We start from the raw sequence: 23,019 nt of genomic DNA, 5'->3' as shown, positions 1-23,019 counted from the left end.
TTCCCTCCCTCGCCCCTTCACTTCACCATGGGCAGCTTCAGCCCCTGCTTCTTGGCGGTTTCCACGGCCAGCTCGTAGCCCGCGTCGGCATGGCGCATCACGCCGCTGCCGCAGTCGTTGACCAGCACACGCGCCAGGCGCTCGGCTGCGTCATCAGTGCCATCGGCCACGATGACCATGCCCGAGTGCTGCGAGTAGCCCATGCCCACACCACCGCCGTGGTGCAGGCTGACCCAGGTGGCGCCACCTGCGGTGTTGAGCAGCGCATTGAGCAACGGCCAGTCGCTCACGGCGTCGGTGCCGTCCTTCATTCCTTCGGTCTCACGGTTGGGGCTGGCCACGCTGCCAGTGTCCAAGTGGTCGCGGCCGATGACGATGGGCGCCTTCAGCTCACCGTTCTTCACCATCTCGTTGAAGGCCAGGCCTGCGATGTGGCGCTCGCCCAGGCCCAGCCAGCAGATGCGAGCGGGCAGGCCCTGGAAGGCGATGCGCTCGCCCGCCATGTCGAGCCAGCGGTGCACGTGCTTGTTCTCGGGGAACAGCTCCTTGATCTTGGCGTCGGTTTTGCGGATGTCTTCCGGGTCACCCGACAGGGCCACCCAACGGAACGGGCCCTTGCCTTCGCAGAACAGCGGGCGGATGTACGCGGGGACGAAGCCGGGGAAGTCGAACGCGTTGGCCACGCCTTCGTCGAATGCCACCTGGCGGATGTTGTTGCCGTAGTCCACCGTGGGGATGCCCATCGACTGGAAGTCGAGCATGGCCTGCACGTGCACGGCGCAGGACTTGGCAGCGGCCTTCTTCAGCACCTCGTGCTGTGTCACGTCCTGCTGCGCGGCGCGCCACTGGGCCACCGTCCAGCCTGCGGGCAGGTAGCCGTTGACGAGGTCGTGGGCCGACGTTTGATCGGTCACCAGGTCGGGCTTCAAGCCACCGGCCTTGGCGCGGCGCACCAGCTCGGGCAGAATTTCTGCGGCATTGCCCAGCAGCGCAATCGACACGGCCTCTTTGGCTGCGGTGTGCTGCTGGATCAGCTCAAACGCATGGTCGATGTCGCGCGCCTGCTTGTCCACGTAGCGCGTGCGCAGGCGGAAGTCGATGCTGCTTTGCTGGCATTCAATGTTGAGCGACACCGCGCCCGCAAAGGTGGCGGCCAGCGGCTGTGCACCACCCATGCCGCCCAGGCCTGCGGTCAGGATCCACTTGCCTTCGAGCGAGCCGCCGTAGTGCTTGCGGCCCGCCTCGGCAAAGGTCTCGTACGTGCCCTGCACGATGCCTTGCGTGCCGATGTAGATCCAGCTGCCGGCGGTCATCTGGCCGTACATGAACAGGCCCTTCTGGTCCAGTTCGCTGAAGTGCTCCCAGTTAGCCCACTTGGGCACGAGGTTGGAGTTGGCCAGCAGCACACGCGGCGCGTTGGCGTGGGTCTTGAACACGCCCACGGGCTTGCCGGACTGGATGAGCAGGGTCTCGTCGTCGTTCAGGTCCTTGAGCGAAGCGAGGATCTGGTCATAACACTCCCAGTTGCGTGCAGCACGGCCAATGCCGCCGTACACCACCAGGTCCTGCGGGCGCTCGGCCACTTCGGCGTCCAGGTTGTTCTGGATCATGCGGTAGGCCGCTTCGGTGAGCCAGCTCTTGCACGTGAGTTCTGTGCCGCGCGGCGCGCGGATCACGCGGCTGGCGTCGTGGCGGGGGTCGGTGTTGGAGGCGGCGGCGATGATGGCGTCGTTGGCGTTCATGGTGTGCTCCTGTGAATCAGTGGGTGTGCGTGGAAAAAATCAGGCGAAGCTGGGCAGGCACTGCGTGAGCGCTTCAGGCCATGCAGATTGCTGGGCCCATGCGCGCATGGCTTCGATGTCGGTGGCAAGGTAGCGGTCTTGCTCCAGGTAGGCCACACGCTCGCGGATGGCGGCGAACTGTGCTTCGACGAGCGGGGAGGATTTCAAGCTGCGGTCGAACTCCATGCCCTGCGCAGCGGCCATGGCCTCGATGCCCACCATCACGGCCGCGTTGCGCACCATGTCGCCCAGTCGGCGTGCGCCGTAGGTGGCCATGGAGACATGGTCCTCCTGGTTGGCCGAGGTGGGCAAACTGGTCACGCTGCTGGGGTTGGCCAGACACTGATTCTCGGCCGCCAGCGCTGCGGCGGTGACCTGGGCGATCATGAAGCCGGAGTTCACGCCGCTGTCGCGGATCAGGAATGCAGGCAGGCCCGAGAGGCCCGGGTCCAGCAGCAGCGACAGGCGGCGTTCGGAGATGGCCCCGATCTCGGCCACGGCCAGCGCAATGATGTCGGCCACAAAGGCTACGGGCTCGGCGTGGAAGTTGCCGCCAGAGATCACATCCCCGTTGTCAAAGACCAGGGGGTTATCCGACGCTGCATTGGCCTCGATGGTCAGGACGCGCGCAGCGTGGTGCAGGTTATCGAGGCACGCGCCCATCACCTGCGGCACGCAGCGGATGGAGTATGGGTCCTGCACGCGGCCACAGTGGGGGTGCGAGGGGTCGATGGCACTGCCGTCGAGCAGCGCGCGCACGGCAGCGGCCACGGCGATCTGCCCGGCCTGGCCGCGCGCTTCATGGATGCGCGCATCAAAGGGTTTGACCGAGCCCTTAATGGCTTCGAGCGACAGGCAGCCTGCGACCAGCGCGGCAGCGAAAACGCTCTCGGCGCCAAACAGCCCCGCCAGCGCGAGCGATGTGGACACCTGCGTGCCGTTGAGCAGCGCCAGTCCTTCCTTGGGGCCCAGCACAAACGGCTGCAAACCAATAGAACGCATGGCCTCGGCACCCGGCACCACCTTGCCATCCACCTTGGCCTGCCCTTCGCCGATCAGCACGCAGGCCAGGTGGGCGAGCGGCGCCAGGTCGCCCGAAGCACCCACCGAGCCCTTGGCCGGAATAACAGGCAGCACATTGGCATTGGCCATGGCCAGCAACGCGTCCACGATTTCAGGCCGGATGCCCGAATGACCACGCGCCAGGCTGATGGCCTTGGTCGCAAGGATGAGGCGCACCACATTGTCCGCCACCGCATCGCCCGTTCCCACGCTGTGCGACAGCACCAGGTTGCGCTGCAACTCGGCCAGGCGTTCATGGGCGATCTTGGTGCTGGCGAGCTTGCCAAAGCCGGTGTTGATGCCGTAGACCACCTGGTCTTCGTCCACGATGCGCTGCACCGTGGCCAGCGACGCCTGCATGAGGGCACGCGCGGATGGGTCCAGCGACAGTTGCACGGGCGCGGCGTAGATGCTGCGCAGCTGAGCCAGGGACACGTGGCCGGGGTGCAGGGACAGGGACGAGGCAGTCGTTTTTGTCATGGCGTTGATCCTGTATATACAAGTAGGTACAAGCGGAAAAAATTCTGGGGCTTTTGACGAACAACCATCAACCAGCGACGGGGTTGCCGTCGGCTCGGAAGCGGCTGCCCAAACGGTAGCGGGTGGCGGGGTGCAGGCAGCGCACCACGGTGATCGGCACGCCGCGCGACCAGGTGCGGCGGGTGAGCAGCAGGCAGGGCTCCTGCGGCGACATTTCCAGCAGCGTGGCCTGCTCTGCGGTGGGCATGACAGCGTCGACCACGTGCTCGATCTGGTCGAAGGGCACGTTGCGCACCAGGTATTCGGAGGGTTGCAGTTGCGTGAAGTCCTGCGCGGCGAACTGGGGCACCTGGCGGGGGTTCACGTGGCGGTCTTCCAGCTGCACAGGCAGGCCATCCTCGCGGTGGACGCACAGCGAGTGGAAGACCGACTCGCCCGTGCGCAGGTCCAGTGCCGCAGCCACCTCCAGCGTGGCCGAGATGCGCTCCACCGCCAACACGTCGCAGCGGTAGTCATGACCACGCTGGCGAATCTCACTGGCCAGGTTGGCGATCTGCAGCAGCGTGGACTGCGGCTTGTCTTCGGCCACAAAGCTGCCCACGCCCGCCACGCGCACGATGCGGCCCTGCTCTACCAGCTCACGCAGCGCGCGGTTCACCGTCATGCGCGAGATGCCGAACTGGGTGACCAGCTCGTTCTCGGACGGCAGGCGGTCGCCCGCGCGCCAGATGCCTTCCTGGATCTTGCGCGAGATGTGGTCCTTGACCTGCTCGTACAGCGCCATGGCCTGCGCGGGCGCAGCCACGGCGGCCACGGCCTTGGCGGGCGTGGCACTGCGGGGTGCAGTGGCGGCGGTGCGGCGGGAAGGACGGGCGCTCATGGTAGGAAGCAGTCAGTCAGGCTCAATGCAGATCCGCCGCCATGGATTCGGCGCGGATCTCCTCCGTCAGGCGCGCCTTGAGGTCCATGAACTCGGGGCTGGTCTTGATCGTGTAATGGCGCGGGTGGGGCAGGTCCACCGCCAGCTCGGTCTTGATGCGGCCGGGCCGGGCACTGAACACGGCAACGCGGTTGGCCATGAAGATGGCCTCGTCGATGTCGTGGGTGACGAAGAGCACGGTCTTGCGTTCGGCCTCCCAGATGCCGAGCAGCAGCTCTTGCATGAGCACGCGGGTCTGGTTGTCCAGCGCGCCGAAGGGCTCGTCCATCAGCAAAATCTTGGGGTCGTTGGCCAGCGCGCGGGCAATGGCGGTGCGCTGCTGCATGCCGCCCGACAACTGCTTGGGAAAATGCTGCTCGAAGCCGCGCAGGCCGACCTTGGCTAGAAAATAGTCGGCACGCTCTTTCTGCTGCGCCTCGGCCATGCCGCGCTCGCGCAGGCCGAAGCGGATGTTCTGCTCGATGGTGAGCCAGGGGAACAGCGTGTAGCTCTGGAAGACCATGCCGCGCTCGGCGCCGGGGCCTTCGACGGGCGCGCCATCCAGCAGCACGCGGCCGCTGGTGGCGTGGTCCAGCCCTGCCACGATGCGCAGCAGCGTGGATTTGCCGCAGCCCGAGGGGCCGAGGATGGTGACGAAATCGTTGTCCTGCACTTCAAAGTCGACCGGCAGCAGGGCCTGCGTACGCTGGCCCTTGGCGGTCTCGAAGATGCGGGAAACAGCTTGTATGGAAACGCGGCTCATCGCACAAAACTCCAGGCAAACAGACGGTGGTTGAGGGCCTTGAAGGCGAAGTCGGACACCAGCCCGATAAGGCCGATGACGATGATGCCGAAGATGATCTGGCCGGTGTTGAGCAGCGACTGGCTGTCGGTGATCATGTGGCCGATGCCGCTCGACGATCCGATCAACTCGGCCACGATCACATACGTCCAGGCCCAGCCCAGCACCAGGCGCAGGGTTTCCGCAATGTCGGGGGCGGCACCGGGGATGAGCACCCGCGTGACGATGCCCTTGTGGCCCGCACCCAGGGTGTAGGCAGCCTCCACCAGGTCGCGCCGCGCGCCGCCCACGGTCACGGCCACCATCAGCGTGATCTGGAAGACCGAGCCGATGAAGATGACGAGGATCTTCTGCGTCTCGCCAATGCCGGCCCACAGGATCAACAGCGGAATGAAGGCCGACGCAGGCAGGTAGCGGCAGAACGAGACGAAGGGCTCGAAGAAGGCTTCAATGCCCTTGTACGCGCCCATCGCGATGCCCAGCGGCACGGCCACCACTGCTGCCAGGATGAAGCCGCCGAACACGCGCCACACCGTCATGCCGATGTCTTTGTGAAAGCCGTATTCGCTGAACAGCAGCCAGCCTTCCTTGGCCATGGTCACGGGACTGGCCAGGAAGGTGGGCGACACGTAGCCGCCCAGCGTGAAGAACGCCCACACCAGCACGAACAACACGAAAAAACCGAAGCCCAGCATCCAGCGGGCGCGGGCACTCACAGGTTCCAGCGGAGCGAGCGAACGCCGGCGCACAGGGGCGTGCGGCTCGGTGGCGGACAGGGGTTGCACGGCAGACATGGCGCGTTCTTCTTCCCGTTTCTTACTTGATGAAGCTCGCGTCGAAGGTGACCGCCAGGTCTTCATTCGCCTTGCGGATGATGCCGGCCTCCAGCAGGATGGCCGTGGCGTCCTTCATGAAGGTCTGCAGCTCGCCCGCAAAGAACTTCTGGTTGGCAGCCTTGTCCTGCCAGCGCAGGAAGGACGACGACTTGGCGAACTGCTCGCCCGTCTGCTTGACCGCAGCGCCCATGATCTCGTTGGACTTGGTCGGGTCGGCCTTGATCATGTCGAGCGCCTGGAAGTACGAGTTGGCGAGCGCCTGCGCGGCCTTGCCGTTGGCTTTGAGCCAGGTGGGGTCGCAGCCCACGGTGTCCATCACCATGGGGTAGTCGAGCGTGGTGGCCAAAATCTTGCCCGAGGCGGGGTTGTCGCGCACGGTGGACAGGTAGGGCTCATAAGTCATGGCGGCGTCGTTCTGGCCCGCCACGAAGGCCTGCGCGGCCGCCTGGGGCGACAGCGTGGTGGTCTTCACGTCCTTGAGGCTCATGCCGTTCTTGCTCAGCATCCAGGCCAGGCCGAAGTAAGGCGCGGTGCCGGGCGCATCCACGCCGATGGTCTTGCCTTTGAGATCTGCAAAGCTCTTGATATCGCCACGCACCGCAATGCCGTCGGCGCCGTAGGACTTGTCCATCTGGAAGATCTGCACGATGGGCACGCCGTTGGCGTTCCAGGCCACATGCGTCTCGACCGTAGTGGCAGCGCACTGGATGGACTTGGAGGCCAGGGCCAGGTGGCGGTCCTTCTGCGGGATCATCTTGATCTCCACATCAAGGCCGTTCTTCTTGAAGATGCCGGCCTTGTCGGCGAGGGTGAGCGGCGCAAAGCCCGTCCAGCCGGACATGCCCAGCACAATCTTGGTGTCCTGCGCCCGGGCCGGTGCGGCCAGTGCCATCACGCATGCCGTTGCCGCTGCCAGCGACGTCCATTTCGCAACCGATCGAGTCATCATCTGCTCCTGTGTGAAGAAAGTTCGTTGGCCCACCCAGCCGGGACGCCTGCGTGCCGGTTGCCATGATGACAGCCGGAGCATACCTGTATATACAGGGTAAACGCTAGGCCCTCACCATGTGCGGAGGTAGTGCCAGGGTTGAGCAAGATCGGGGCCAGCTGATCTGGCTTGGCGGCTTGGGTCTCCATGGGCCTGGCAATTTCACTATTAAAATAATAGCTATTAGCGCTTACCCATAAAGCGCTAGCAGCCATTTCAGGCATTATTTTGACACCTACCGCAAAGCACAGGGCTACCAGGGCGGGTTGGAGCAGCACCCGTTGCGCCATCTCGATGCAGGCCACAAGCGCACCAACCGTGTGCGCCAGATATCGGCGTGGACTGCGCCGCGCTCAGCCTGGCGCGCCAGCAGTTGCCTGTGCCGCACCGTCAGGACACGGCAAGCGCGCCGTGACTCTCAGGCCCGGTTCCGCATTGCGCACCAGCAGGGTGCCGCCGTGGGCATGCGTGACCAGGCGGCACAGGTACAGCCCCAGCCCTACCCCCCCTGTGGTGCGCTGGCGCGCCGTGTCGGGGCGGTAGAACGCCTGGGCCAGATGCGGCAGATGCGCAGGCGGCACGCCGGGGCCGTGGTCCCGCACTTCGATCTCCACCACGCCTTCGTTCATTCGCAGTTCGATCTGCGGCGGCTGGGCTGCGGGGTCGTTGTGGCGCAGGCTGTTGTCCAGCAGATTGCGCATCAGCAGGCGCACACGGGACCGGTCGAGCATGCAGGTGGGCAAAGTGCCGGGCACCAGCAGCGTGATCGCTGTTGCCCCAGGGTGGCGCACTTCCAGTTCCGCCACCACCTCACGCGCCAGCTCGGCCAGGTCAGTGGGCTCGCGGTGCAGGGCCGCATGACGCCCGGCCAGGCGCTCGCTTTCGAGCAAGTCGGTAATGAGCCGTGCCATTTCACCCAGGTCGCGCATCAGGGCTGCGCGCTGGGCCAGCACATCGGGCGATTCGGGCAACAGCTCGGTGTTCAGGCGCGCCCTCGTGAGCGGGCTGCGCAGCTCGTGGCTCATGGCCAGCAGCAGCGCCCGCTTGGCCTCCAGCATCTGGTGGATGTCTTCGCCCATGGTGTTGATGGTGCCCGCCAGCTGTCCCAGCTCATCGGGCCGGTGCGCGTGGCGCACCGGAATAGGTTCGCCAAAGTCGCCATTGCCAAAGCGCCGCGCACCATGCCGGATGTCGTCCAGGGGCCGCAACAGGTGGCGCACATACACAAAGGCCAGCGCTGTGAGCAACAGCAACACCGTGAGCGTGCCCCAGGCGATGCGCGGGCGCTTGTCCCACGATAGCGCGTTCAGCCCGAATTCGATGTGGTGGCCATCGGCCGTGGTGCGCTGCAGAAGGCGGTAGCCGGTGTCATCGCGGCTCCAGTGGTCCTGGCGCTGGACCTTGTCACTCATCCAGTCCGGGCGCGGCCGATCGGGGTGCGAATCCCAGTGGATCTGCGGCCCGTCGATGCGCAGCGTCACCGGAAGCCGGTCGGCAATGGCCTGAGCCCGCTCGATGCTGGGCGGGCTGCCAATCTCAGCCGTGAGGCGGTCCACATAGTCCATCAGCAGCGGACGTGCGGCCTCCTTCCAGCCCAGGGCAACCACCTTCTGCATGCCACCCATGAAGACCACGGCCACGGTCACGGCCAGTGCCATGAACACCAGCACCAGGCGGATGCGCAGCGAATACCCGACGGCATCGCGCGCACGTCGGTGCCATGGGCAGGCGGGATCGTGCCCGAGCTGTGAATCGGAGGGCTTCATGGCCAGGTCGATGTCGAAGAAGGGGCGCCAGGCGGAGCACTGGCCGCCCTGCGCAGTGCCAGCGAATAGCCTGCGTTGCGCAGCGTCTTGATGCAGTCCAGCGGCTCCAGCTTCTTGCGCAGGCGGCTGACCACAATATCGACCGCGCGCGTATACAGCTCGGCCTCATGCCCGCGCAGCTGGTTGAGGATGTCGTCGCGGCTGAACACCTTGCCAGGCTCCCGGGCCAACAGGTGCAGCAGGTCGAATTCGGTGCCCGTCAGCTCCAACGCCACCCCCTGGCGCAACACGCTGCGGCGGGCTGCATCAATGCTCAGGCCTTCAAACTCCAACGTGGCACCCGCCCCGTTCCCGGGCGCGCTGGCCCGGCGGCGGCGCAGCACGGTCTGCAGCCGAGCCACCAATTCACGCGGCTCAAAGGGCTTGGGCAGGTAGTCATCGGCTCCCAGCTCCAGCCCCACCACCCGGTCCATCACCTCGCCCCGGGCGGTCAGCATCACGATGGGCAGATCGCCCTGCTTGCGAATGGTGCGGCACAGCTCAAACCCGTCCATTTCGGGCAGCATTACATCCAGGATGGCGGCATCAAATCCGCCTGTCGCCAGCTGGGCGAGCCCGTCGCTCGGTTTGAGGGCATGGATCAACTCCAGCTCGAACCGTTGGAAGTAGGTGGCCAGTGGCGGGCCCAGCTGTGCGTCGTCGTCAATAAGCAGGATGCGGTGCATGCGCAATTCTCACACCGTCAGGCATCCGCTCCGTGGGCGGGCCCCCGAGCGCTGTCCACCACACGCAATGCGCGGTGTCGCACGATGAGTTTGCGCAGGCGGCCCTGGGCGCCGGAATGCAGCGTGTCAAAGTGGTCGGCGGCGGCCAGCAGCGCCGGCAGGGTCTGCGCTGCGGCTGCAGGCTGGCGAGCGACCAAGCCCAGCGCATGTTCGCGGTCAAAACGCGGCCCCCAGACCAGCGACATCAACTCGTCGTGGGGGTCGGGCATGCCCGCCAGCAGCGCAGGCCCATGTTTGCGCACGCCCTGTGCCAGGCGGTGGATGGGTTCCAGCGTAGGAGACATGTGAACGCCCCCTGCCATCAGCCGCGCGCCATCCAGCCCTTGCGCCTCTGCATCATCTCGCGCACTTTCTGCTGCTGGTCGGGGTTCAGGCTGTCGTAGAAATCGGCCAGTGCGCTGATGACTTCGGGGCTGTTGGCCTGCACCGCGCGGGTTTTCTCATCCAGCAAGGTCTGCGCCCGCGCGCGGTCAAACTTGGCGCCCGCCACAATCGCCTGCATTTCGGTGCGCGGGTCCGCAGTCTTGCCGATGAAAGCTGCGCGCTGGGCTTCCATCTTGTCGGCCAGCACATTGAGCTTGAGCTTTTGCGCCTCGTTCAGGTCCAGCTTGCTACTGACGCGCTCCACCACTTTGCCACGCACCTCGGTCATCTTCTCGGGGCTCATCGGGCCGCGGTGATGGTGGCTGCTGGAGCATGCCGTCAAGCCGCCCACGGCAATGGAGGCGCCGAAGATGCCCATCAGGGTTTTCTTGATCCAGGGTTTCATGGTGCAGTCCTTTCATGGACGGTGTTGAACATGACCCTGATGGTGCCGACAGACCCCGCCAATGGGGTCTCGACGCAGTTTCGGTTTATTTCATTTTGTTTCACCCACCCTGCCAGTCCACCCACCAGCCTGCGGCCTGCAACATAGCTACGAGTGCACTTAACGGACCACGGCGGAAAGCACAACAAGGCGATTTGCCAACTCGGCAGCCTCAGTCTGCATCCGGTCGAGTGGTATGGTGCCGACGCTCCAGCCGCCATACCAGATATGGAAGGCAATCACCCCCGCGAAGCCTTGGCCCAAGCCATACGCCTCTATCGCCTCCTTGATGCCGGGGTGCAAGGTCGGAACACCGACCAGAATTTTTCCGTCGAACACCCTTGCCAGATACTGCTGGGCACCTTCCGGGCGGATGTGCAGTGTCAGCACCGACATCGCTTTGCTCCGCAACCACCCATTTGCAGGCGAAAAGTCATCAGCCCATCGCCTGCGGCTCTTGACAGTCCAGATCGGCAAACTGCAACTCCCGCTCCAGGCCGTGACTATCGCTGCGGCCCAGAGGCAGGTTGTCGGTTTGCTGGCGTTGCAAGAGCCTGTCTGCGGGCTGGCCCATCTGCAGAAAGGGAGCTTCCGGGCAAGCTTCCAGGTGGTGAGAAAGCGTGGGATCGTAGGACAACATTTTTACTCCTCAGGCCAGTCCGATAACGGCCGGTAAAAAGATTGGCACATGCCCGTGCACGAGCGCATGTCAGAGCCCAAAGAACATGAATGTGGGACAGCGCATACACGCCAAGTGCGTAAAACCAAGGGGCCAGGTTTGCAAGTGCCCTTGTCCGGAAGAGGACTACGCCGCCTTTTTCAGCAAAGGAGACTCCCCCATGCCGAGCGCATCGCCTTCACCGGCCAGCAGACCAATGCAATCCAGTGCTGTCGGGGAATCACACGGCTGTGCATACACACGCAATGCGATGTCCTGCGCTGCCGGGGAAAAGTACAGCCAGAGGTTGTCGTTCGCCTTGTCGTAGCAAGAAAAAAGTGCCCTGCCAGAACCTGGAGGGCACATCAAGAACTTCGACATGAACATCTGCTGGATTCGCAAGGCAGGCTCAAAGGCCTCATCGTCGTTGCCAAGCGCCAATTTGTACCAACTGCTCATATGCACCTTTCGTCTGGCCGTGCCAGCAATACAGATGCTTCATCGTATTTTTGGCCTGCGACTATGGCACTTCTGGTGCAGCGCAACACTCTGTAGGACGATTTCTCCCGGTGCCTGGAGTTTTGCCGGGAATCCCCACACCAGGCCCCTCAGTCGTAGGAAGACTCCAGATCGCAATGCGATTCCCGGTGGTGTGTCTTGACGCTGGCTCCACAGGCTCGCAGGGTCGCACAACCTAGGCCAGTGACATACAGCACCTGGGCTTTCTGATGGGGTGAATCGACGGGCGGAAGCTGCACCTCCACCATTCCAGCCGCGCGCAGGATGCGCAGTTTGTCGATGTTGAAGACATCCGATTCAATCAGGGGAAGCGCGTCGCGCTCCAGCGCCCTCAAGTACTCCATTGGCATGGTGGCCTCCGGCGTGAACGAGCGTGCATTGTGCGGCGTGCGCCCCTGAGGCTCAAGAATTGATACACGAAGCTACAACCTCGCGATCTAGTCAGGCTGCGTCGTCCAATGACAACCCACGCCGCTTGGAGATACGGTCCGTAGACCCCAAACCCATCTTCACAACGCTGCGATTGCGATGTATGGAACAAGCGGCACTGCAGCCAAGAGCGGCGAACAAAACCTAGCGCAGCGGCCCGGGCTAGGCGTTCCTTCGCTGGCAGAACAAGCCGTACAACAAGACGGGCGGCCGCCAGGGGAGTTTTGTTCGTCGCGCTAAAACCTTCAAACCCTGCTGACACGTCGGAGGCCCGTGTAAACCGGACATATTTCACGATTTACTGACCGGCCCATCGCACACCAATCGGAACCGGACTTAGGATGCACCTACCGTCAAATCTGGCGGTTCGCCCCTCCCCTGTGCGAGTGATGCAATGATTTAGCCCGCCTCGTGCGGGTTATTTTTTTCGAACCTCGCGGCTCTCGCCGCAGGCAAACAGCACCTGCCGACCAATCTATCGCACCCAATTGCCAATATTTCCCAGGGCATCGACGGTCAGCACACCAACCCCGAGGAAGCAAACAAGAATCTTTCGGTGCAACAGTTTCTGGAAAGAGTCTTGGAATGCATGGATGCAATAGCCCCCGAAGGAAACGGGGGAACAACTGGGCGCAGTCGGTGACTTTTCAGGTTTTTTCCCCATCCGTTCCCCGGTTTAGCTGTGGCCACCAGCAAATTACAGCGCATGTCCATGCACCATAAGTACCTGTTTTACCAATGAAAAAGGTGTTCGCTGGAAGTCAGCGAACACCCTTGGACGTTATGGTGGTGGCGCATGGGGGTACAAAACAGTGGATGAAGGTAAGCGGTGGGGGTACAGATTCCCCTATGGCGACCTCCTTCTACAGAGGGAAGTGGGGGTACAAAACACCGATTTCACCAGATTTATCTGGTTGTACCCCCATTTGTACCCCCCACTTTACCCTGGCTGGGCATGGCCGACTCTGGACGGCCACGGACGTTAAGTCGTTGATTCACCAAAGAAAAAGGGCGTCCACTGGATTAGTGTGGACGCCCTTGGATGGGGTTATGGGCTGGCGTCAATTGAATGAAATCTGGAAACCCGCATAGATGCTGGATTTCACTTTTTTATTTTTTGACTTGTTCCCCCGTTTGTTCCCCCACCTTGTTCTCCATAAGCTGCCGCGTGAAAAGTTTTCGATAGAGGCGGCCTCATGACCAATCAATTTGGGCAGCCCAAGACGCCTTCACCACATCGTCAGCGAGCTCTACATTGCCCCATCGGCTACAAACCATCCACACGCTGCGCTATCCAGTTTCGTACTGCCTTGGCTGACCATGAGGTCGCACGCTCCCCGATCTTGATAGACCCCGGAAACTGCCCTCGCGCCATTTGGTCGTAAAGGGCCGAGCGGCACATCCCCGTCAAGCGCAGCACCTCTGGCAACCGCAACAGGCGGTCTTCGTCGCCTCCATCTTCCAAAGGCAGCCTTCGTATCGGCTCACCATTCTCCAGCAGCGACAACGCCTGCCTCATCAACTGGGCAGCGCGGTCGGTGATTTCTCTATCGACAGCCTCCCGTTGACTCCCGCGCTCCGTGCGATTCTGTGCGGCTGGTCTCATATGGCTCCCTTTCCGATCCTGCGACACCCGTCGCCGACTCCGTAGAGTGCCAGGGACATCCGACACATTCCATCCATTCAAGCGCAGCCCAGCGCACCAGGGCAAATACTCCTATGGCTGTTCATCCGGTTGGATTTCTCCGTGATCCCGAAGCGGAGCAACTCCAGCCTCCCACACCCGTTCGGATGCACAACCGATTGAGACACGACATCCAAGCGCACTCGGACATGCCCCACTCTTCTACCGCTTACGGCGGCATCCAACCGAGTGTTCGTGCCGCCTGCTCAAGCCCGCCCAGGATGGCGTCAAGAACACGCGGTGAGAAGTCCTGTGGCAATTCGGCTTGCACTTCGGCGATGGCCGCAGTCCGGGCAAGGATTTCTTCGATGATCGGCTCGGCGGTCGAGGCATAGCCGACCTTCTGCACAGTGCTATTGAAGTGCGTTCGCTGGATACCTTGCATCTCATAGTGCCGGTTGATGCTCATCACTCGATGGTGCCCAAGCCATGCTTGGTCAAAAATGATCAGCGAACTGCCCGGTCCATTTTTTGCGCTGACGAGAAAACCAGCCCCGATGAGCTGATCAGCACAATTAGCTGATGAATAACATGGCCACGGTTGACAACATGGACATGTTAAATAAAATGGCCATGTTAAAACCCACCATATGCGAGCACCTCTTTCCCCCAACAAGCACGTGCATGCCGAGCAGTACGTTGCCAATTTCTTCCAGTCCAACGGTTGGTCTGTGGAGATGCAGCATGAAGACTCGCTCAGCGCCGACTTGCTCATTCGGCACGGAAAGCACCGATTCATCGTCGAAATCAAGGCACTATCCGAAGGTCGCCCAGACCGCGTGCTGCCGGTTCTCTCTATGGCGATTCTCCAAGCCAAAGCTGCAGCCGAGCAGTCCGGCAATGCTCTTCCCCTCGCAATCATCTTCGTGCCGGAAGCATCTCTGTCTTTGGCTAAGCATGTGGAAGTGTTTGCGCAGAAGTTCGCGAAAGATGTGTCTGTCGGAATAATCTCGGGACGCGGCGAACAATATTTCAGTGATGAGGTATTCCAGCAGCTGAACCGATTGCCAGAGGAGCCAAGCCGCCTCTCAGCCCGCCGCCCATCGCAAGCCATCAACCTGTTCTCGGACCTCAACCAGTGGATGCTGAAACTCCTCCTGGCGTGGGAATTGCCGAACGGCTTGTTGAACGCCCCCAAAAGGCAGTTCAAGAACGGCTCCGACCTGGCCGAAGCTGCGCAGGTGTCCGCCATGAGCGCTTCCCGATTCCTGCAGCAACTGCGCAACGAAGGATATCTGAGCGACTCATCGCCTCATCTGAAGCTCGTTCGTCGCGAAGAGCTTTTCCGCCGTTGGGGCGCCGCCGCGATGCGCGCGTGTCCGGAGATGCCATGCCGCTTTCTTCTACGAGCCCCTGCTGCTCAGCAAATTCGAGGCTTGCTAAGCCACCATTCCAAAAACGCTTGTCTGGGACTTTTTTCCGCTGCCAATGAGCTGGGCATCGGGCACGTCAGCGGTGTGCCTCCGTATATCTATGTTCCCAAGCTGCCCAAAGTGGGGGCATCGGACTGGCCAGGGTTGATGGCGTATCCATCTGATCGACCAGACTTGATCTTGCGGCAGGCATCTTTTCCACAATCCACATTCAGGGGAGCCGTCAATCACGACGGAATCCTGGTCACGGACATCCTCCAAGTATGGTTGGACGTGATGAACCACCCAACAAGGGGATCTGAACAAGCTGATCTGATCTACAAGAAATACCTCCTGCCACTCGTCGGTAACTGAGTCTGATGAACGATCTAGAAGCTTTCGCGAAACTGGTTCAAGCCCTGGCAGCTTGGCGCCAGCAGCTGATCTTCATCGGCGGTTGGGGCCATCGTCTCCATCGACTGGATCCAAGGGCCAACCGACCTGACTATCAGCCTGTTTTCACTCGTGACACAGACCTCGCCTTTGCAAACAAGGAGCCCATTGAGGGAGACATCAAGCAATCGCTTCTGCAGCATGGCTTCCAGGAAGAGTTGAGCGGCGACCATCGACCACCGGCGGCCCACTACACGCTTGGCGACGAGGCCGGCGGCTTCTATGCCGAGTTCCTGACACCTTTGGCGGGAAGCGGCCGCAAACGAAGCGGAGAAGCGGATGCAACCATGACGAAGGCTGGGATCTCGGCTCAGAAGATCCGCCACCTGGACGTCCTTCTGGTCGATCCCTGGATCATCAGTCTGGGACAGCAAGAGGGCGTTCCGCTGCCGGAGCGAATTGATGTCCAGGTAGCCCACCCCTTGTGCTTCATGGTCCAGAAGTTCCTGATTCAGCAATATCGACCGGCGAACAAACGAGCCCAGGACGTGCTGTACATCTACGACACGATCGAACTCTTCGGTGCGCTGTTGGACGAATTCAATGTGCACTGGAAGGCGCGAGTTGCACCGGCGCTTGGTGGTCTGGCCGATGACGTGCGAAAGATCAGCACGCAGACATTCGCTGAAGTCAACGACATGGTCCGCGACGCCGCACGTATTCCTGCTGATCGCGACCTACCCCCTGAACAAATCCAGGCAACGTGCAGCTACGCCTTCGAGCGCATGTTGCGATCGTAGGTTGTTCAATGCACGCACCGTCTCAACACGATTACGGCCGCGCAAACCATCAACTGAACGTGTTCAGCAATGGTTAGTACAGGGCCTCTGGGTGTTGCTCTTGGGCCATGTGCATCGGCCATCCGTGCAGGGAAAAACAAGCTGACGACTGGTGTTCAATTGACAGCGTGAGTTCGGTGGTGAATCGACCGGCGATTCAGTGGCGGATGAAGGACTGCAATCACTGCGAAGTTGAGTCCGGGCTGCGTGCCCCCGGTGACCTTACGGCCCTGAGCATCAACCGCCTCGTTCACCTGTCTTTCGAGGATGACAGGGTTGACGGCTGCAGCACATCCTCGGTGTCCACTCAACATAGACCAGCCTGGCCACGCGTCGAAAAGTATCCCTTCTACCCGGAGCGAGTGGCGGAAGCCATCCCGGTAGCGCACCATCTTTAGATGGTATATATTTCTACATGATATATATTTATACACCATGAAACCAACCTGATGAGCCTAGCCAATCTTTTCGAGAAAAACCGCTACAAGGTCATGCGTCGCATGGCTCTATGGGAAGGGCGGCTGAGCCGAGGTCGACTCATGGACATCCTCGGACTGAGCGGCATTCGAGTGAGTCAGCTTCTTCGAGAAGTTCGAGAAGAAACCCCTGACTGGTTTGAGTGGGACAGTAGAAGCAAATCCTACTTTGTCACCCCTGGTGCCTACAAGAAGGCCCAGGCCGATCTCAAGGCTGGCACATCAGACCTCACCCTGGCTGCCTACCTTGCAGAAGCGGACATCCATGCTGACCTCGCCCCAGGTGCTGGACCCGTCACCGTTGCTCCGTGGGGCTTCTCCCAGGTCAACCCCAATACCTTCTCCCGCATCCGCCTGGCAATCGAGCAGGGCACGCGCCTGAGCCTGGACTACCGGTCCATGCGTACACCCGAGCCACACTCGCGTACCGTAGAGCCGCACAGCCTGGTGCAGGCCGGCCGGCGCTGGCACATGCGTGGCTACTGCCTGGAGACCGGTGACTTCCGGGACTTCGTGCTGGGGCGTATCGCGAAGCTTTCCATGCTGGACCAAAAGGCCGAATCCACAGTCGCAGAAGACACAAAGTGGAACGCTGTGGTGAAGGTGCGCATCCAGGCGCACCCCAAGCTGACACCTGGCCAGCAGGACCTGGTCCGCAGCGAGTATTTCGAGGGGACTGCGGCGCGCGTGCACAGCTGCCGCGGCGCCCTGTTGCCCTACCTGGTCCAGGAACTGCGGCTGGCCCTGGATGTGGCCAAGGAATTGCCGCCTGAGTACCAACTGGCGGTGGAGAACGTCGCGGAGGTGCGCAAATGGCTGTTCCCAGCGTAACCCCCGCCTCCATGGCGCTGTTCCAGCGCATCCCGGAGCGCCTCTTCGGGCCCCTAGCCTCGCAAAACCGCCACGGCTACTGGGCACTTCTGTGCCACCTGCACCGCCGGCGTTTCGGCCCCGACGCGCCACTGCCGCCCGGCTACGGTTTCCTGCAGCGCGATGTCATCCAGGAAATCGAGGACCACCTCAAATACGCAGACGAATGGCAGCCCGAGTCTGGCGATCAGCCCGACACGCCACTGAACATCCGGGCCATTGGCATCTTCAATCGCCTGGTCGATGCAGGATGGTTCCGCTTGGAGAGGTACGGCATTGAGAAGACCGTCAACATGGCGCCGGCCGTGGGCCAGTTGCTGACCCAGCTGATCAACTTTGCGGAGACGGGCCCGGTGTTCGTTTCCGGCAAGATCCGCGCGATAGATGCTGCCGTGGCCCAGGTGCACAAGGGCGAAGCCAGTGGCGACCTGCTGCGCGAGGCGGCCGAGCAATGCCGCAACCTATTGGTCTACATCCGCAACACCAGCACCAATGTGCGCGACCTGATGGCCGCCATCGGCGCCGAGCCCACCACCGCCCAATACGTGCGGTCCTTCTTCACCTCCTACGTCCAGGAGGTCTTCATTGGGGACTACCAGGAACTGCGTACCCGGGAGCACCCCTTGTCCAAGCGCCAGCAGATCCTGGACGCCGTCACCGAAATCGACACGCAGCCCGAGCAGCGCAGCCGCTTGCTGGACTGGTATGTGAACCGACTCTCCAGTGGGGATGACAAGAAGGGCCAGGCCGCATTCCAGCGGGACCTACAGCGCCTGTACGAGCTGGACCGGATCGAGGAGTACCTGGAGCGACTGGACGAAGAGATCCGGGTCGCCAACCGGCGCGCGCTGGCCTTCCTGGAATACAAGCTGCGCGCGATCCGCCCCATCGACAACCTGCTGCGGCAGACCATGGACCGGTTAATTGCCAATCCCGACATCGATGTCGCCCCCGTGTTCCCGCCGGATGCCCTGATGGGCGGTGCCCGTCTGGCCCAGCCACGCAAGGAGGTGCCGCGGCTGGCGCCCACACCTTTGCGCCAAGTGATCATCTCCGACCGCACGCGCGCGATCGGCAACCTGGTGCGCCGCGCCCAGGAGCGCCGATCCATCACGCCCATGAAACTGCGCGCCTATGCTGAAAAAGTGCTGCAGGAAACGGCCGCTGCCGGCAGCGACGCCCTGCCTTGCGGGTCCATTGAGGACTTGCGAGCCTTTCAGGTCTTGACCAGCGTGGCCATGGCCACCAACTCGCGGATCCCCAGGCTGGAGATGGAAGGCCGGGCATCGGCCCCAGGCATGGAGCTTCGCTACACCAGCGACGAAGCCGCCGAGCACCCGTACTTGAGCGGCAAGCCATTCACACTGAGTTGGCGTAAGCGCCAGGCCAAGAACAGGGAGACCAAATGAGCAACCCACGGGACTGGGAAGATCTGGCCAGCAGGCTAGATGGTGTCTATACCGTCGAAGACTTCGAGACCGCCGCCTACCGACTGGTGGCTGAGCAGGTGATCTACCACTCCGACCGCAGCAGCCGGGTGACGTATGGAATCCTGGACCTCTACGAGCGCGAGTTCTCCAAAGTGCTGGCGCCGCTGGGTGTGTCACTGTCGATCAACCGGCAGCTGCGCTATGTCACCGCCCTCCCGCGGCACGCCAAGGCCGGTACCGCGACCGTGGCTCAGACACTGTTTGCCTTGGTGCTGCGCGGCTTGTACGACGAAGGCGTGCGCGCCGGCGGACTTACCGAAGACGGCGAGGTCCTGTGCGACTACATCGAGCTGCAAGAGAAGTTCCACCTTATGACCGGGCGTGACCTGCCCACCCGCGGCGAGCTCGACACCCTGCTGCGATCTGCCAAGCGTTGGGGCATCGCCCGGCGTCTGGAAGACGATGACAGCGGCCACCTGACGCCCCTGCAGGAGCAGTCAGCCGGCGGTGTGGCCATCCGCCCGGCCATCGTCGACGTGCTGGGTGAGACGGCCTTGATTCGGCTGGCGCAGTGGGGAGTAGCCAAGGATGAGGCGCATGTGGAGGGGGCAGCTGGCGAGCCAGTGGCGATCGAAGACAACCAGGGAATGAACAATGAAACGGCTTGAGAGCGTCAAACTGGTGCAGTTCCTGTTGTACGAGCAGCAGGAATTCCGTCTGGAAGAAATCACTGGTCTATTTGGCCGCAACGGCAGCGGCAAGAGCTCAGCGCTCGATGCGGTGCAGATCGCCATGATGGGCGCCAACAAGAATCAGATGCACTTCAATGCACAGGCCGACAACAAATCGCACCAGCAAAGCCGCACCCTGCGTTCTTATTGCCTTGGCCAGTACGGAGACACCATTGAACAGTGCGCGCGGCCGCAGGCCACCACTTACATCACACTGGTCTGGCGGGACACCGAGACCAATGAGCCGGTCTCCATGGGTGTGTGCATTGAGGCTTCGCTGAGCAACGAGGCGGAGAAGGTGTTGGGCCGCTATGTCATTCGCGGCGTAGAGCTCAGCATGTCAGAGCACCTGCAGACGGTGGACGGTGCCACCATGCCCCTGCCCTGGAGCAGTTTCCGCCATCGGTTGCTGGAGCAATCCAAGGTCACTGGTGAAGAACCGCTGTTTGACGATGGCGCCAGCTACGTCAAGCAAGTGCTGTTTATGCTGCGTGGCAAGGCGGGCCCTGCGTCCTACGACGCGTTTGCGCGCGCCTTCCGCTTCGCACTGCGCATGAGCTTCTCCAAGTCGGTGGATCAGATTGTTCGCAATGATGTGCTGGAGGACCGCCCCACCAATATCGCCCGATTCAAGCAGCTGGTGGAGACCTTCAAGCGGATCAACCTATTGGTCGAGGGCGTCGAGATCAAAATCAAGCAAGGCCAGGAGGTCAGTAAGAACTTTGAAGCTGCACTGGCCGAGGCGCGCAAATCCGCCACGTGGACGGGACTACAGGCCTCCGCGGCGTACGAGCTCAGCAACGCGGCCCACGAAATGCTGACGGGGCAAAAGTTTGACCAAGAGGGCGTGTTCGAAGAGTGCACCAAGGCCAGCACTAAAGCCGATCAGGTGCTGGAGGCCTGGACCCGCGAAGTGGCTCAACTGTCAGGCCTGCAGCAAGCCCATGCGGACCATGCCGAGAACGCGGGCGCTCAGCAGGATCTGGCGCAGGCGCAGATAAAAACCGCCCGCCAGGAACAAGAGCTGAAGGCGGAACTGCGTAGCTTCCGACAGCTGCTCCAAAACGCCAGTTCCAACGACTTGCTGGCCCAGTGGCAACCCGCGCTTGCGCAGGCCGCACAGCAGCTTGGTGCGTTCTCATGGGAGCAGAACCAAGTCGACCAGGATGCGCTGGGCCAGATCATCCGGGACCTTGGAGAAACGCTAAAGGCCGCTGGTGCACACCTGACTGAGGAGCACGACGTCATCAAGGAGCAGCTACGGATCGCCAAAGAGCGTCTCAATACCATCGGCCTGGGCATGGAGCGCGCCAATACCAACCGCGCGCAGGTCAGTACCCCGACGGCTTTACTGATGCATGAGTTCGCGGACCACGGATTGCACCCCACCCCCGTCTGTGACCTGGTGAAGGTGACCGATCCCAAATGGCAGCCAGCGATCGAAGCTTATCTGGCCAAGAACGTGGAGGCCATTCTGCTGCGGGACTCGCAGGAGGAGGAAAGAGCCTTTGGCATCTACCAGTCCTTGCAGGGCAAACGCAGTATCTACGGCGTCAAGATCGTGCGCTCCGACCGAGCCCGGCCTGGGCAGGGCCAGCCGGCCGCCGACACGGCGGCCAGCCTGATACAGGGCAGCAACCAGGTGGCCGTGGCCTACCTACGTGGCAAGCTGGGCAACCTCAAACGCGCGAATTCCGCCCAAGAGGCGCTGCGGGGCGAGCGAACCCTGACCCTGGACGGCATGCTGGTGGGGCCCGGAGACTTTGAGCGGCTACGCCTGGTGCCAGAGGCGGACCTGCAGATCGGCGCCGGCGCCAAAGGCCAGGTCGACGGACTCAGGGCCGAATCCCGCAAACTGAACCAACAGGTTGCTGACCTTCAAGGGCGCCAGGGCGACATTGATCGGATCCGCCTGGCGGTGCAAAGCTTGTCGTCCCCTGAGACCCTGCGCCTCCTACTTGGATCTGCCCGCCAGCTGGGCGAAGCGCTCACCGAGAGAGAACTCGCAGAGAAACGTATCGCTGGAAGCACCAGTGCCGAGTACCAGGCCCTGTCCGCCAAACTACGGGAACTGCAGGCGCGCAAGCCTCAGCTGGACACAGATTCCCGCAAAGCCCGTGATGCCGTTGTGCGGGCCGAGACAGAACTGGAGAGATTGACCAGGGAATGCGCAGCCAAGCTGCAGGAGCTCCAGGGCAAGCACACGGTGCACGAAACCTGCCGCAGCCATGCCGACTATGACCCGGAATATGCTTCCGATCGCTGGGACGCGCTGCTGGAGCAATATGGCGACGACTACCAAGCCATGGCCAACCAGTGCGAAACCCAGTCCAGACGCTGTAACACCGCCATGACGCGGCATCTGGGCCCGGCCCAAACGCTGCTTGGGACCTTCCTCACGGAGCACCGCGAAGCTATCAGCGATGAGGTGACGTCCGACTGGCGCAAAGCCAAGGAATGGATGGAGCAGCAAGTCAGCAGGCTGCAGAACACGGAGCTACCCCAGTACAAGGCCCAGGCGCAGGAAGCTTACCTTGCCTCGCAGAACACCTTCCGCCAGGACGTGGCATTGGCCCTCCACGCCAACCTCAAGTACCAGACCACGACCTTCAAGCGCTTGAATGCTGCGCTAAAAGCCTCCCCCGCCTTCACCAATGGGGAGCGGTACCAGTTCCAGGCCAAGGTGCGCCCAGACCTCATGCCACTGAAGAAGTTCATCGAGAACATCGCCGACTTCGGCGCCGACGGCAGTCTGTTTGGAGATGCCGGAGTCCGCCTAACTCAACGTCCCACAACATCCCAGTTCGTTTCTAAATAGTTGTTTAAAAACAGATATTTAGGATTCTATCCGTCCCACGTCATTTCAAGAAATTTCAGTCAATTTGGACTTACTGCGGGGGACAGCTCGTGGGACAATATTGCCAGTCCCCCGCAGATGAAAGTTAAGGCAACTATCTATTGACGTTGCTCCACCATGGGTCTAGGCATCAATCGACTCACCGCACTGAAAGTGCAGCGTCTCAAACAGCCCGGCTACCACGCCGACGGCGCAGGTCTGTACCTCTGCGTCAAGCCCAGCGGTGCCAAGAGCTGGATCTTTCGCTACCGCTTTGCCGGGCGCGAACGCGAGATGGGCCTTGGCAGTCTGGTCACCTTCGGTCTGGCCGACGCGCGCGAACGCGCCTTGGCGCAAAGGCGCCTGTTGGCCGATGGCAAGGACCCCCTGGACATCAAACACGCCGCCCAGGCGCGCCAGAGCCGGGCAGACGTGCTGGTGTTCGACACGGCGGCTGCGCGCTACATCGCCAGCCACCGTGCGGGCTGGAAGAACGCCAAGCATGCCGAACAATGGACCAACACGCTCGCCACCTATGCCTCCCCGGTGCTCGGTGCGCTGGCGGTATCCGAGAT

General features: G+C 62.2%; 23 protein-coding genes. 7 read left to right on the top strand and 16 right to left on the bottom strand.

Annotated elements, in window-relative coordinates; genetic code table 11:
- Window positions 1–17: 17 nt before the first annotated feature.
- The 16 genes from hutU to NFX52_RS03030 form a co-directional block, all read right to left on the bottom strand.
- The gene (gene hutU / locus NFX52_RS03100; protein ID WP_055394089.1) at window positions 18–1,742 is read right to left on the bottom strand and encodes a urocanate hydratase; all 1,725 of its coding nucleotides are present in this window, start codon (window positions 1,740–1,742) and stop codon (window positions 18–20) included.
- 39 nt (window positions 1,743–1,781) lie between these two features.
- Complete coding sequence (gene hutH / locus NFX52_RS03095) at window positions 1,782–3,323, bottom strand: histidine ammonia-lyase (RefSeq protein WP_252635379.1); 1,542 nt, start codon at window positions 3,321–3,323, stop codon at window positions 1,782–1,784.
- A gap of 67 nt (window positions 3,324–3,390) precedes the next feature.
- Window positions 3,391–4,203 (bottom strand): histidine utilization transcriptional repressor HutC, encoded by an 813-nt coding sequence (hutC, locus tag NFX52_RS03090; RefSeq protein WP_207401889.1) that lies wholly within the window; start codon window positions 4,201–4,203, stop codon window positions 3,391–3,393.
- A gap of 22 nt (window positions 4,204–4,225) precedes the next feature.
- Window positions 4,226–5,005, bottom strand: a complete 780-nt coding sequence (locus tag NFX52_RS03085) for an ABC transporter ATP-binding protein (RefSeq protein ID WP_055394094.1) — start codon at window positions 5,003–5,005, stop codon at window positions 4,226–4,228.
- Window positions 5,002–5,838, bottom strand: coding sequence for an ABC transporter permease (locus NFX52_RS03080; protein ID WP_055394096.1), 837 nt, complete (start codon window positions 5,836–5,838; stop codon window positions 5,002–5,004). Before NFX52_RS03080 ends, NFX52_RS03085 begins: the two co-directional genes overlap by 4 nt.
- Window positions 5,839–5,860: 22 nt before the next feature.
- Window positions 5,861–6,826, bottom strand: a complete 966-nt coding sequence (locus NFX52_RS03075; protein WP_055394098.1) for an ABC transporter substrate-binding protein — start codon at window positions 6,824–6,826, stop codon at window positions 5,861–5,863.
- A 395-nt stretch (window positions 6,827–7,221) separates the two neighbouring features.
- Complete coding sequence (locus tag NFX52_RS03070; protein ID WP_055394100.1) at window positions 7,222–8,634, bottom strand: HAMP domain-containing sensor histidine kinase; 1,413 nt, start codon at window positions 8,632–8,634, stop codon at window positions 7,222–7,224.
- Complete coding sequence (locus NFX52_RS03065) at window positions 8,631–9,359, bottom strand: response regulator transcription factor (RefSeq protein ID WP_055394102.1); 729 nt, start codon at window positions 9,357–9,359, stop codon at window positions 8,631–8,633. Before NFX52_RS03065 ends, NFX52_RS03070 begins: the two co-directional genes overlap by 4 nt.
- Before the next feature lie 17 nt (window positions 9,360–9,376).
- Window positions 9,377–9,703: a hypothetical protein gene (locus NFX52_RS03060; protein ID WP_055394234.1), complete on the bottom strand. Its 327-nt coding sequence runs from the start codon at window positions 9,701–9,703 to the stop codon at window positions 9,377–9,379.
- A gap of 17 nt (window positions 9,704–9,720) precedes the next feature.
- Window positions 9,721–10,188 carry a Spy/CpxP family protein refolding chaperone gene (locus tag NFX52_RS03055; protein ID WP_055394104.1) on the bottom strand — a complete coding sequence of 156 codons (468 nt, stop codon included), beginning with the start codon at window positions 10,186–10,188 and terminating at the stop codon, window positions 9,721–9,723.
- Between the two features lie 159 nt (window positions 10,189–10,347).
- Window positions 10,348–10,623 carry a hypothetical protein gene (locus tag NFX52_RS03050; protein WP_055394106.1) on the bottom strand — a complete coding sequence of 92 codons (276 nt, stop codon included), beginning with the start codon at window positions 10,621–10,623 and terminating at the stop codon, window positions 10,348–10,350.
- Between the two features lie 40 nt (window positions 10,624–10,663).
- The gene (locus NFX52_RS03045) at window positions 10,664–10,867 is read right to left on the bottom strand and encodes a hypothetical protein (RefSeq protein WP_055394108.1); all 204 of its coding nucleotides are present in this window, start codon (window positions 10,865–10,867) and stop codon (window positions 10,664–10,666) included.
- 165 nt (window positions 10,868–11,032) lie between these two features.
- A complete protein-coding gene (locus NFX52_RS03040; RefSeq protein ID WP_055394110.1) occupies window positions 11,033–11,344 on the bottom strand; it encodes a hypothetical protein in 312 nt (103 codons plus the stop codon).
- A 149-nt stretch (window positions 11,345–11,493) separates the two neighbouring features.
- Window positions 11,494–11,754, bottom strand: coding sequence for a hypothetical protein (locus NFX52_RS03035; protein ID WP_082437264.1), 261 nt, complete (start codon window positions 11,752–11,754; stop codon window positions 11,494–11,496).
- 1,346 nt (window positions 11,755–13,100) lie between these two features.
- Window positions 13,101–13,352: a helix-turn-helix transcriptional regulator gene (locus NFX52_RS31055; RefSeq protein ID WP_082437272.1), complete on the bottom strand. Its 252-nt coding sequence runs from the start codon at window positions 13,350–13,352 to the stop codon at window positions 13,101–13,103.
- A 334-nt stretch (window positions 13,353–13,686) separates the two neighbouring features.
- A complete protein-coding gene (locus NFX52_RS03030; RefSeq protein WP_055394114.1) occupies window positions 13,687–13,926 on the bottom strand; it encodes a hypothetical protein in 240 nt (79 codons plus the stop codon).
- A gap of 211 nt (window positions 13,927–14,137) precedes the next feature.
- On the opposite strand from NFX52_RS03030, the gene NFX52_RS03025 reads away from it, so the two are divergent.
- The 7 genes from NFX52_RS03025 to NFX52_RS02995 all read left to right on the top strand — a co-directional run.
- Window positions 14,138–15,244 (top strand): hypothetical protein, encoded by a 1,107-nt coding sequence (locus NFX52_RS03025; protein WP_055394117.1) that lies wholly within the window; start codon window positions 14,138–14,140, stop codon window positions 15,242–15,244.
- A gap of 5 nt (window positions 15,245–15,249) precedes the next feature.
- Window positions 15,250–16,062: a GSU2403 family nucleotidyltransferase fold protein gene (locus NFX52_RS03020; protein WP_055394119.1), complete on the top strand. Its 813-nt coding sequence runs from the start codon at window positions 15,250–15,252 to the stop codon at window positions 16,060–16,062.
- A gap of 488 nt (window positions 16,063–16,550) precedes the next feature.
- On the top strand, window positions 16,551–17,408 hold the full coding sequence (locus NFX52_RS03015) for a WYL domain-containing protein (protein ID WP_082437265.1): 858 nt from the start codon (window positions 16,551–16,553) through the stop codon (window positions 17,406–17,408).
- Entirely contained in the window at window positions 17,390–18,856 is a 1,467-nt protein-coding gene (locus NFX52_RS03010) for a Wadjet anti-phage system protein JetA family protein (protein WP_156358576.1), read from the top strand. The genes NFX52_RS03015 and NFX52_RS03010 overlap by 19 nt, the downstream gene beginning before the upstream one ends.
- A complete protein-coding gene (locus tag NFX52_RS03005) occupies window positions 18,853–19,545 on the top strand; it encodes a DUF4194 domain-containing protein (protein ID WP_055394125.1) in 693 nt (230 codons plus the stop codon). The genes NFX52_RS03010 and NFX52_RS03005 overlap by 4 nt, the downstream gene beginning before the upstream one ends.
- On the top strand, window positions 19,532–22,426 hold the full coding sequence (locus NFX52_RS03000; RefSeq protein WP_055394127.1) for an ATP-binding protein: 2,895 nt from the start codon (window positions 19,532–19,534) through the stop codon (window positions 22,424–22,426). Before NFX52_RS03005 ends, NFX52_RS03000 begins: the two co-directional genes overlap by 14 nt.
- Before the next feature lie 156 nt (window positions 22,427–22,582).
- A partial coding sequence (locus NFX52_RS02995) for an Arm DNA-binding domain-containing protein (protein WP_252635378.1) occupies window positions 22,583–23,019 on the top strand: 437 nt, incomplete at its 3' end.

It is taken from the genome of Acidovorax facilis, from assembly GCF_023913775.1.
Lineage (GTDB): Bacteria > Pseudomonadota > Gammaproteobacteria > Burkholderiales > Burkholderiaceae_C > Acidovorax > Acidovorax facilis.
The sequence above is the reverse complement of the archived record's forward strand: the minus strand, read 5'-3'. Positions and strand labels throughout refer to the sequence as shown.

Excerpts from the sequence above, each read along its gene's own strand:
- hutU (WP_055394089.1), bottom strand. The coding sequence starts at position 1,742 with ATGAACGCCAACGACGCCATCATCGCCGCCGCCTCCAACACCGACCCC.
- hutH (WP_252635379.1), bottom strand. The coding sequence starts at position 3,323 with ATGACAAAAACGACTGCCTCGTCCCTGTCCCTGCACCCCGGCCACGTG.
- hutC (WP_207401889.1), bottom strand. The coding sequence starts at position 4,203 with ATGAGCGCCCGTCCTTCCCGCCGCACCGCCGCCACTGCACCCCGCAGT.
- NFX52_RS03085 (WP_055394094.1), bottom strand. The coding sequence starts at position 5,005 with ATGAGCCGCGTTTCCATACAAGCTGTTTCCCGCATCTTCGAGACCGCC.
- NFX52_RS03080 (WP_055394096.1), bottom strand. The coding sequence starts at position 5,838 with ATGTCTGCCGTGCAACCCCTGTCCGCCACCGAGCCGCACGCCCCTGTG.
- NFX52_RS03075 (WP_055394098.1), bottom strand. The coding sequence starts at position 6,826 with ATGACTCGATCGGTTGCGAAATGGACGTCGCTGGCAGCGGCAACGGCA.
- NFX52_RS03070 (WP_055394100.1), bottom strand. The coding sequence starts at position 8,634 with ATGAAGCCCTCCGATTCACAGCTCGGGCACGATCCCGCCTGCCCATGG.
- NFX52_RS03065 (WP_055394102.1), bottom strand. The coding sequence starts at position 9,359 with ATGCACCGCATCCTGCTTATTGACGACGACGCACAGCTGGGCCCGCCA.
- NFX52_RS03060 (WP_055394234.1), bottom strand. The coding sequence starts at position 9,703 with ATGTCTCCTACGCTGGAACCCATCCACCGCCTGGCACAGGGCGTGCGC.
- NFX52_RS03055 (WP_055394104.1), bottom strand. The coding sequence starts at position 10,188 with ATGAAACCCTGGATCAAGAAAACCCTGATGGGCATCTTCGGCGCCTCC.
- NFX52_RS03050 (WP_055394106.1), bottom strand. The coding sequence starts at position 10,623 with ATGTCGGTGCTGACACTGCACATCCGCCCGGAAGGTGCCCAGCAGTAT.
- NFX52_RS03045 (WP_055394108.1), bottom strand. The coding sequence starts at position 10,867 with ATGTTGTCCTACGATCCCACGCTTTCTCACCACCTGGAAGCTTGCCCG.
- NFX52_RS03040 (WP_055394110.1), bottom strand. The coding sequence starts at position 11,344 with ATGAGCAGTTGGTACAAATTGGCGCTTGGCAACGACGATGAGGCCTTT.
- NFX52_RS03035 (WP_082437264.1), bottom strand. The coding sequence starts at position 11,754 with ATGCCAATGGAGTACTTGAGGGCGCTGGAGCGCGACGCGCTTCCCCTG.
- NFX52_RS31055 (WP_082437272.1), bottom strand. The coding sequence starts at position 13,352 with ATGAGGCAGGCGTTGTCGCTGCTGGAGAATGGTGAGCCGATACGAAGG.
- NFX52_RS03030 (WP_055394114.1), bottom strand. The coding sequence starts at position 13,926 with ATGAGCATCAACCGGCACTATGAGATGCAAGGTATCCAGCGAACGCAC.
- NFX52_RS03020 (WP_055394119.1), top strand. The coding sequence starts at position 15,250 with ATGAACGATCTAGAAGCTTTCGCGAAACTGGTTCAAGCCCTGGCAGCT.
- NFX52_RS03015 (WP_082437265.1), top strand. The coding sequence starts at position 16,551 with ATGAGCCTAGCCAATCTTTTCGAGAAAAACCGCTACAAGGTCATGCGT.
- NFX52_RS03010 (WP_156358576.1), top strand. The coding sequence starts at position 17,390 with ATGGCTGTTCCCAGCGTAACCCCCGCCTCCATGGCGCTGTTCCAGCGC.
- NFX52_RS03005 (WP_055394125.1), top strand. The coding sequence starts at position 18,853 with ATGAGCAACCCACGGGACTGGGAAGATCTGGCCAGCAGGCTAGATGGT.
- NFX52_RS03000 (WP_055394127.1), top strand. The coding sequence starts at position 19,532 with ATGAAACGGCTTGAGAGCGTCAAACTGGTGCAGTTCCTGTTGTACGAG.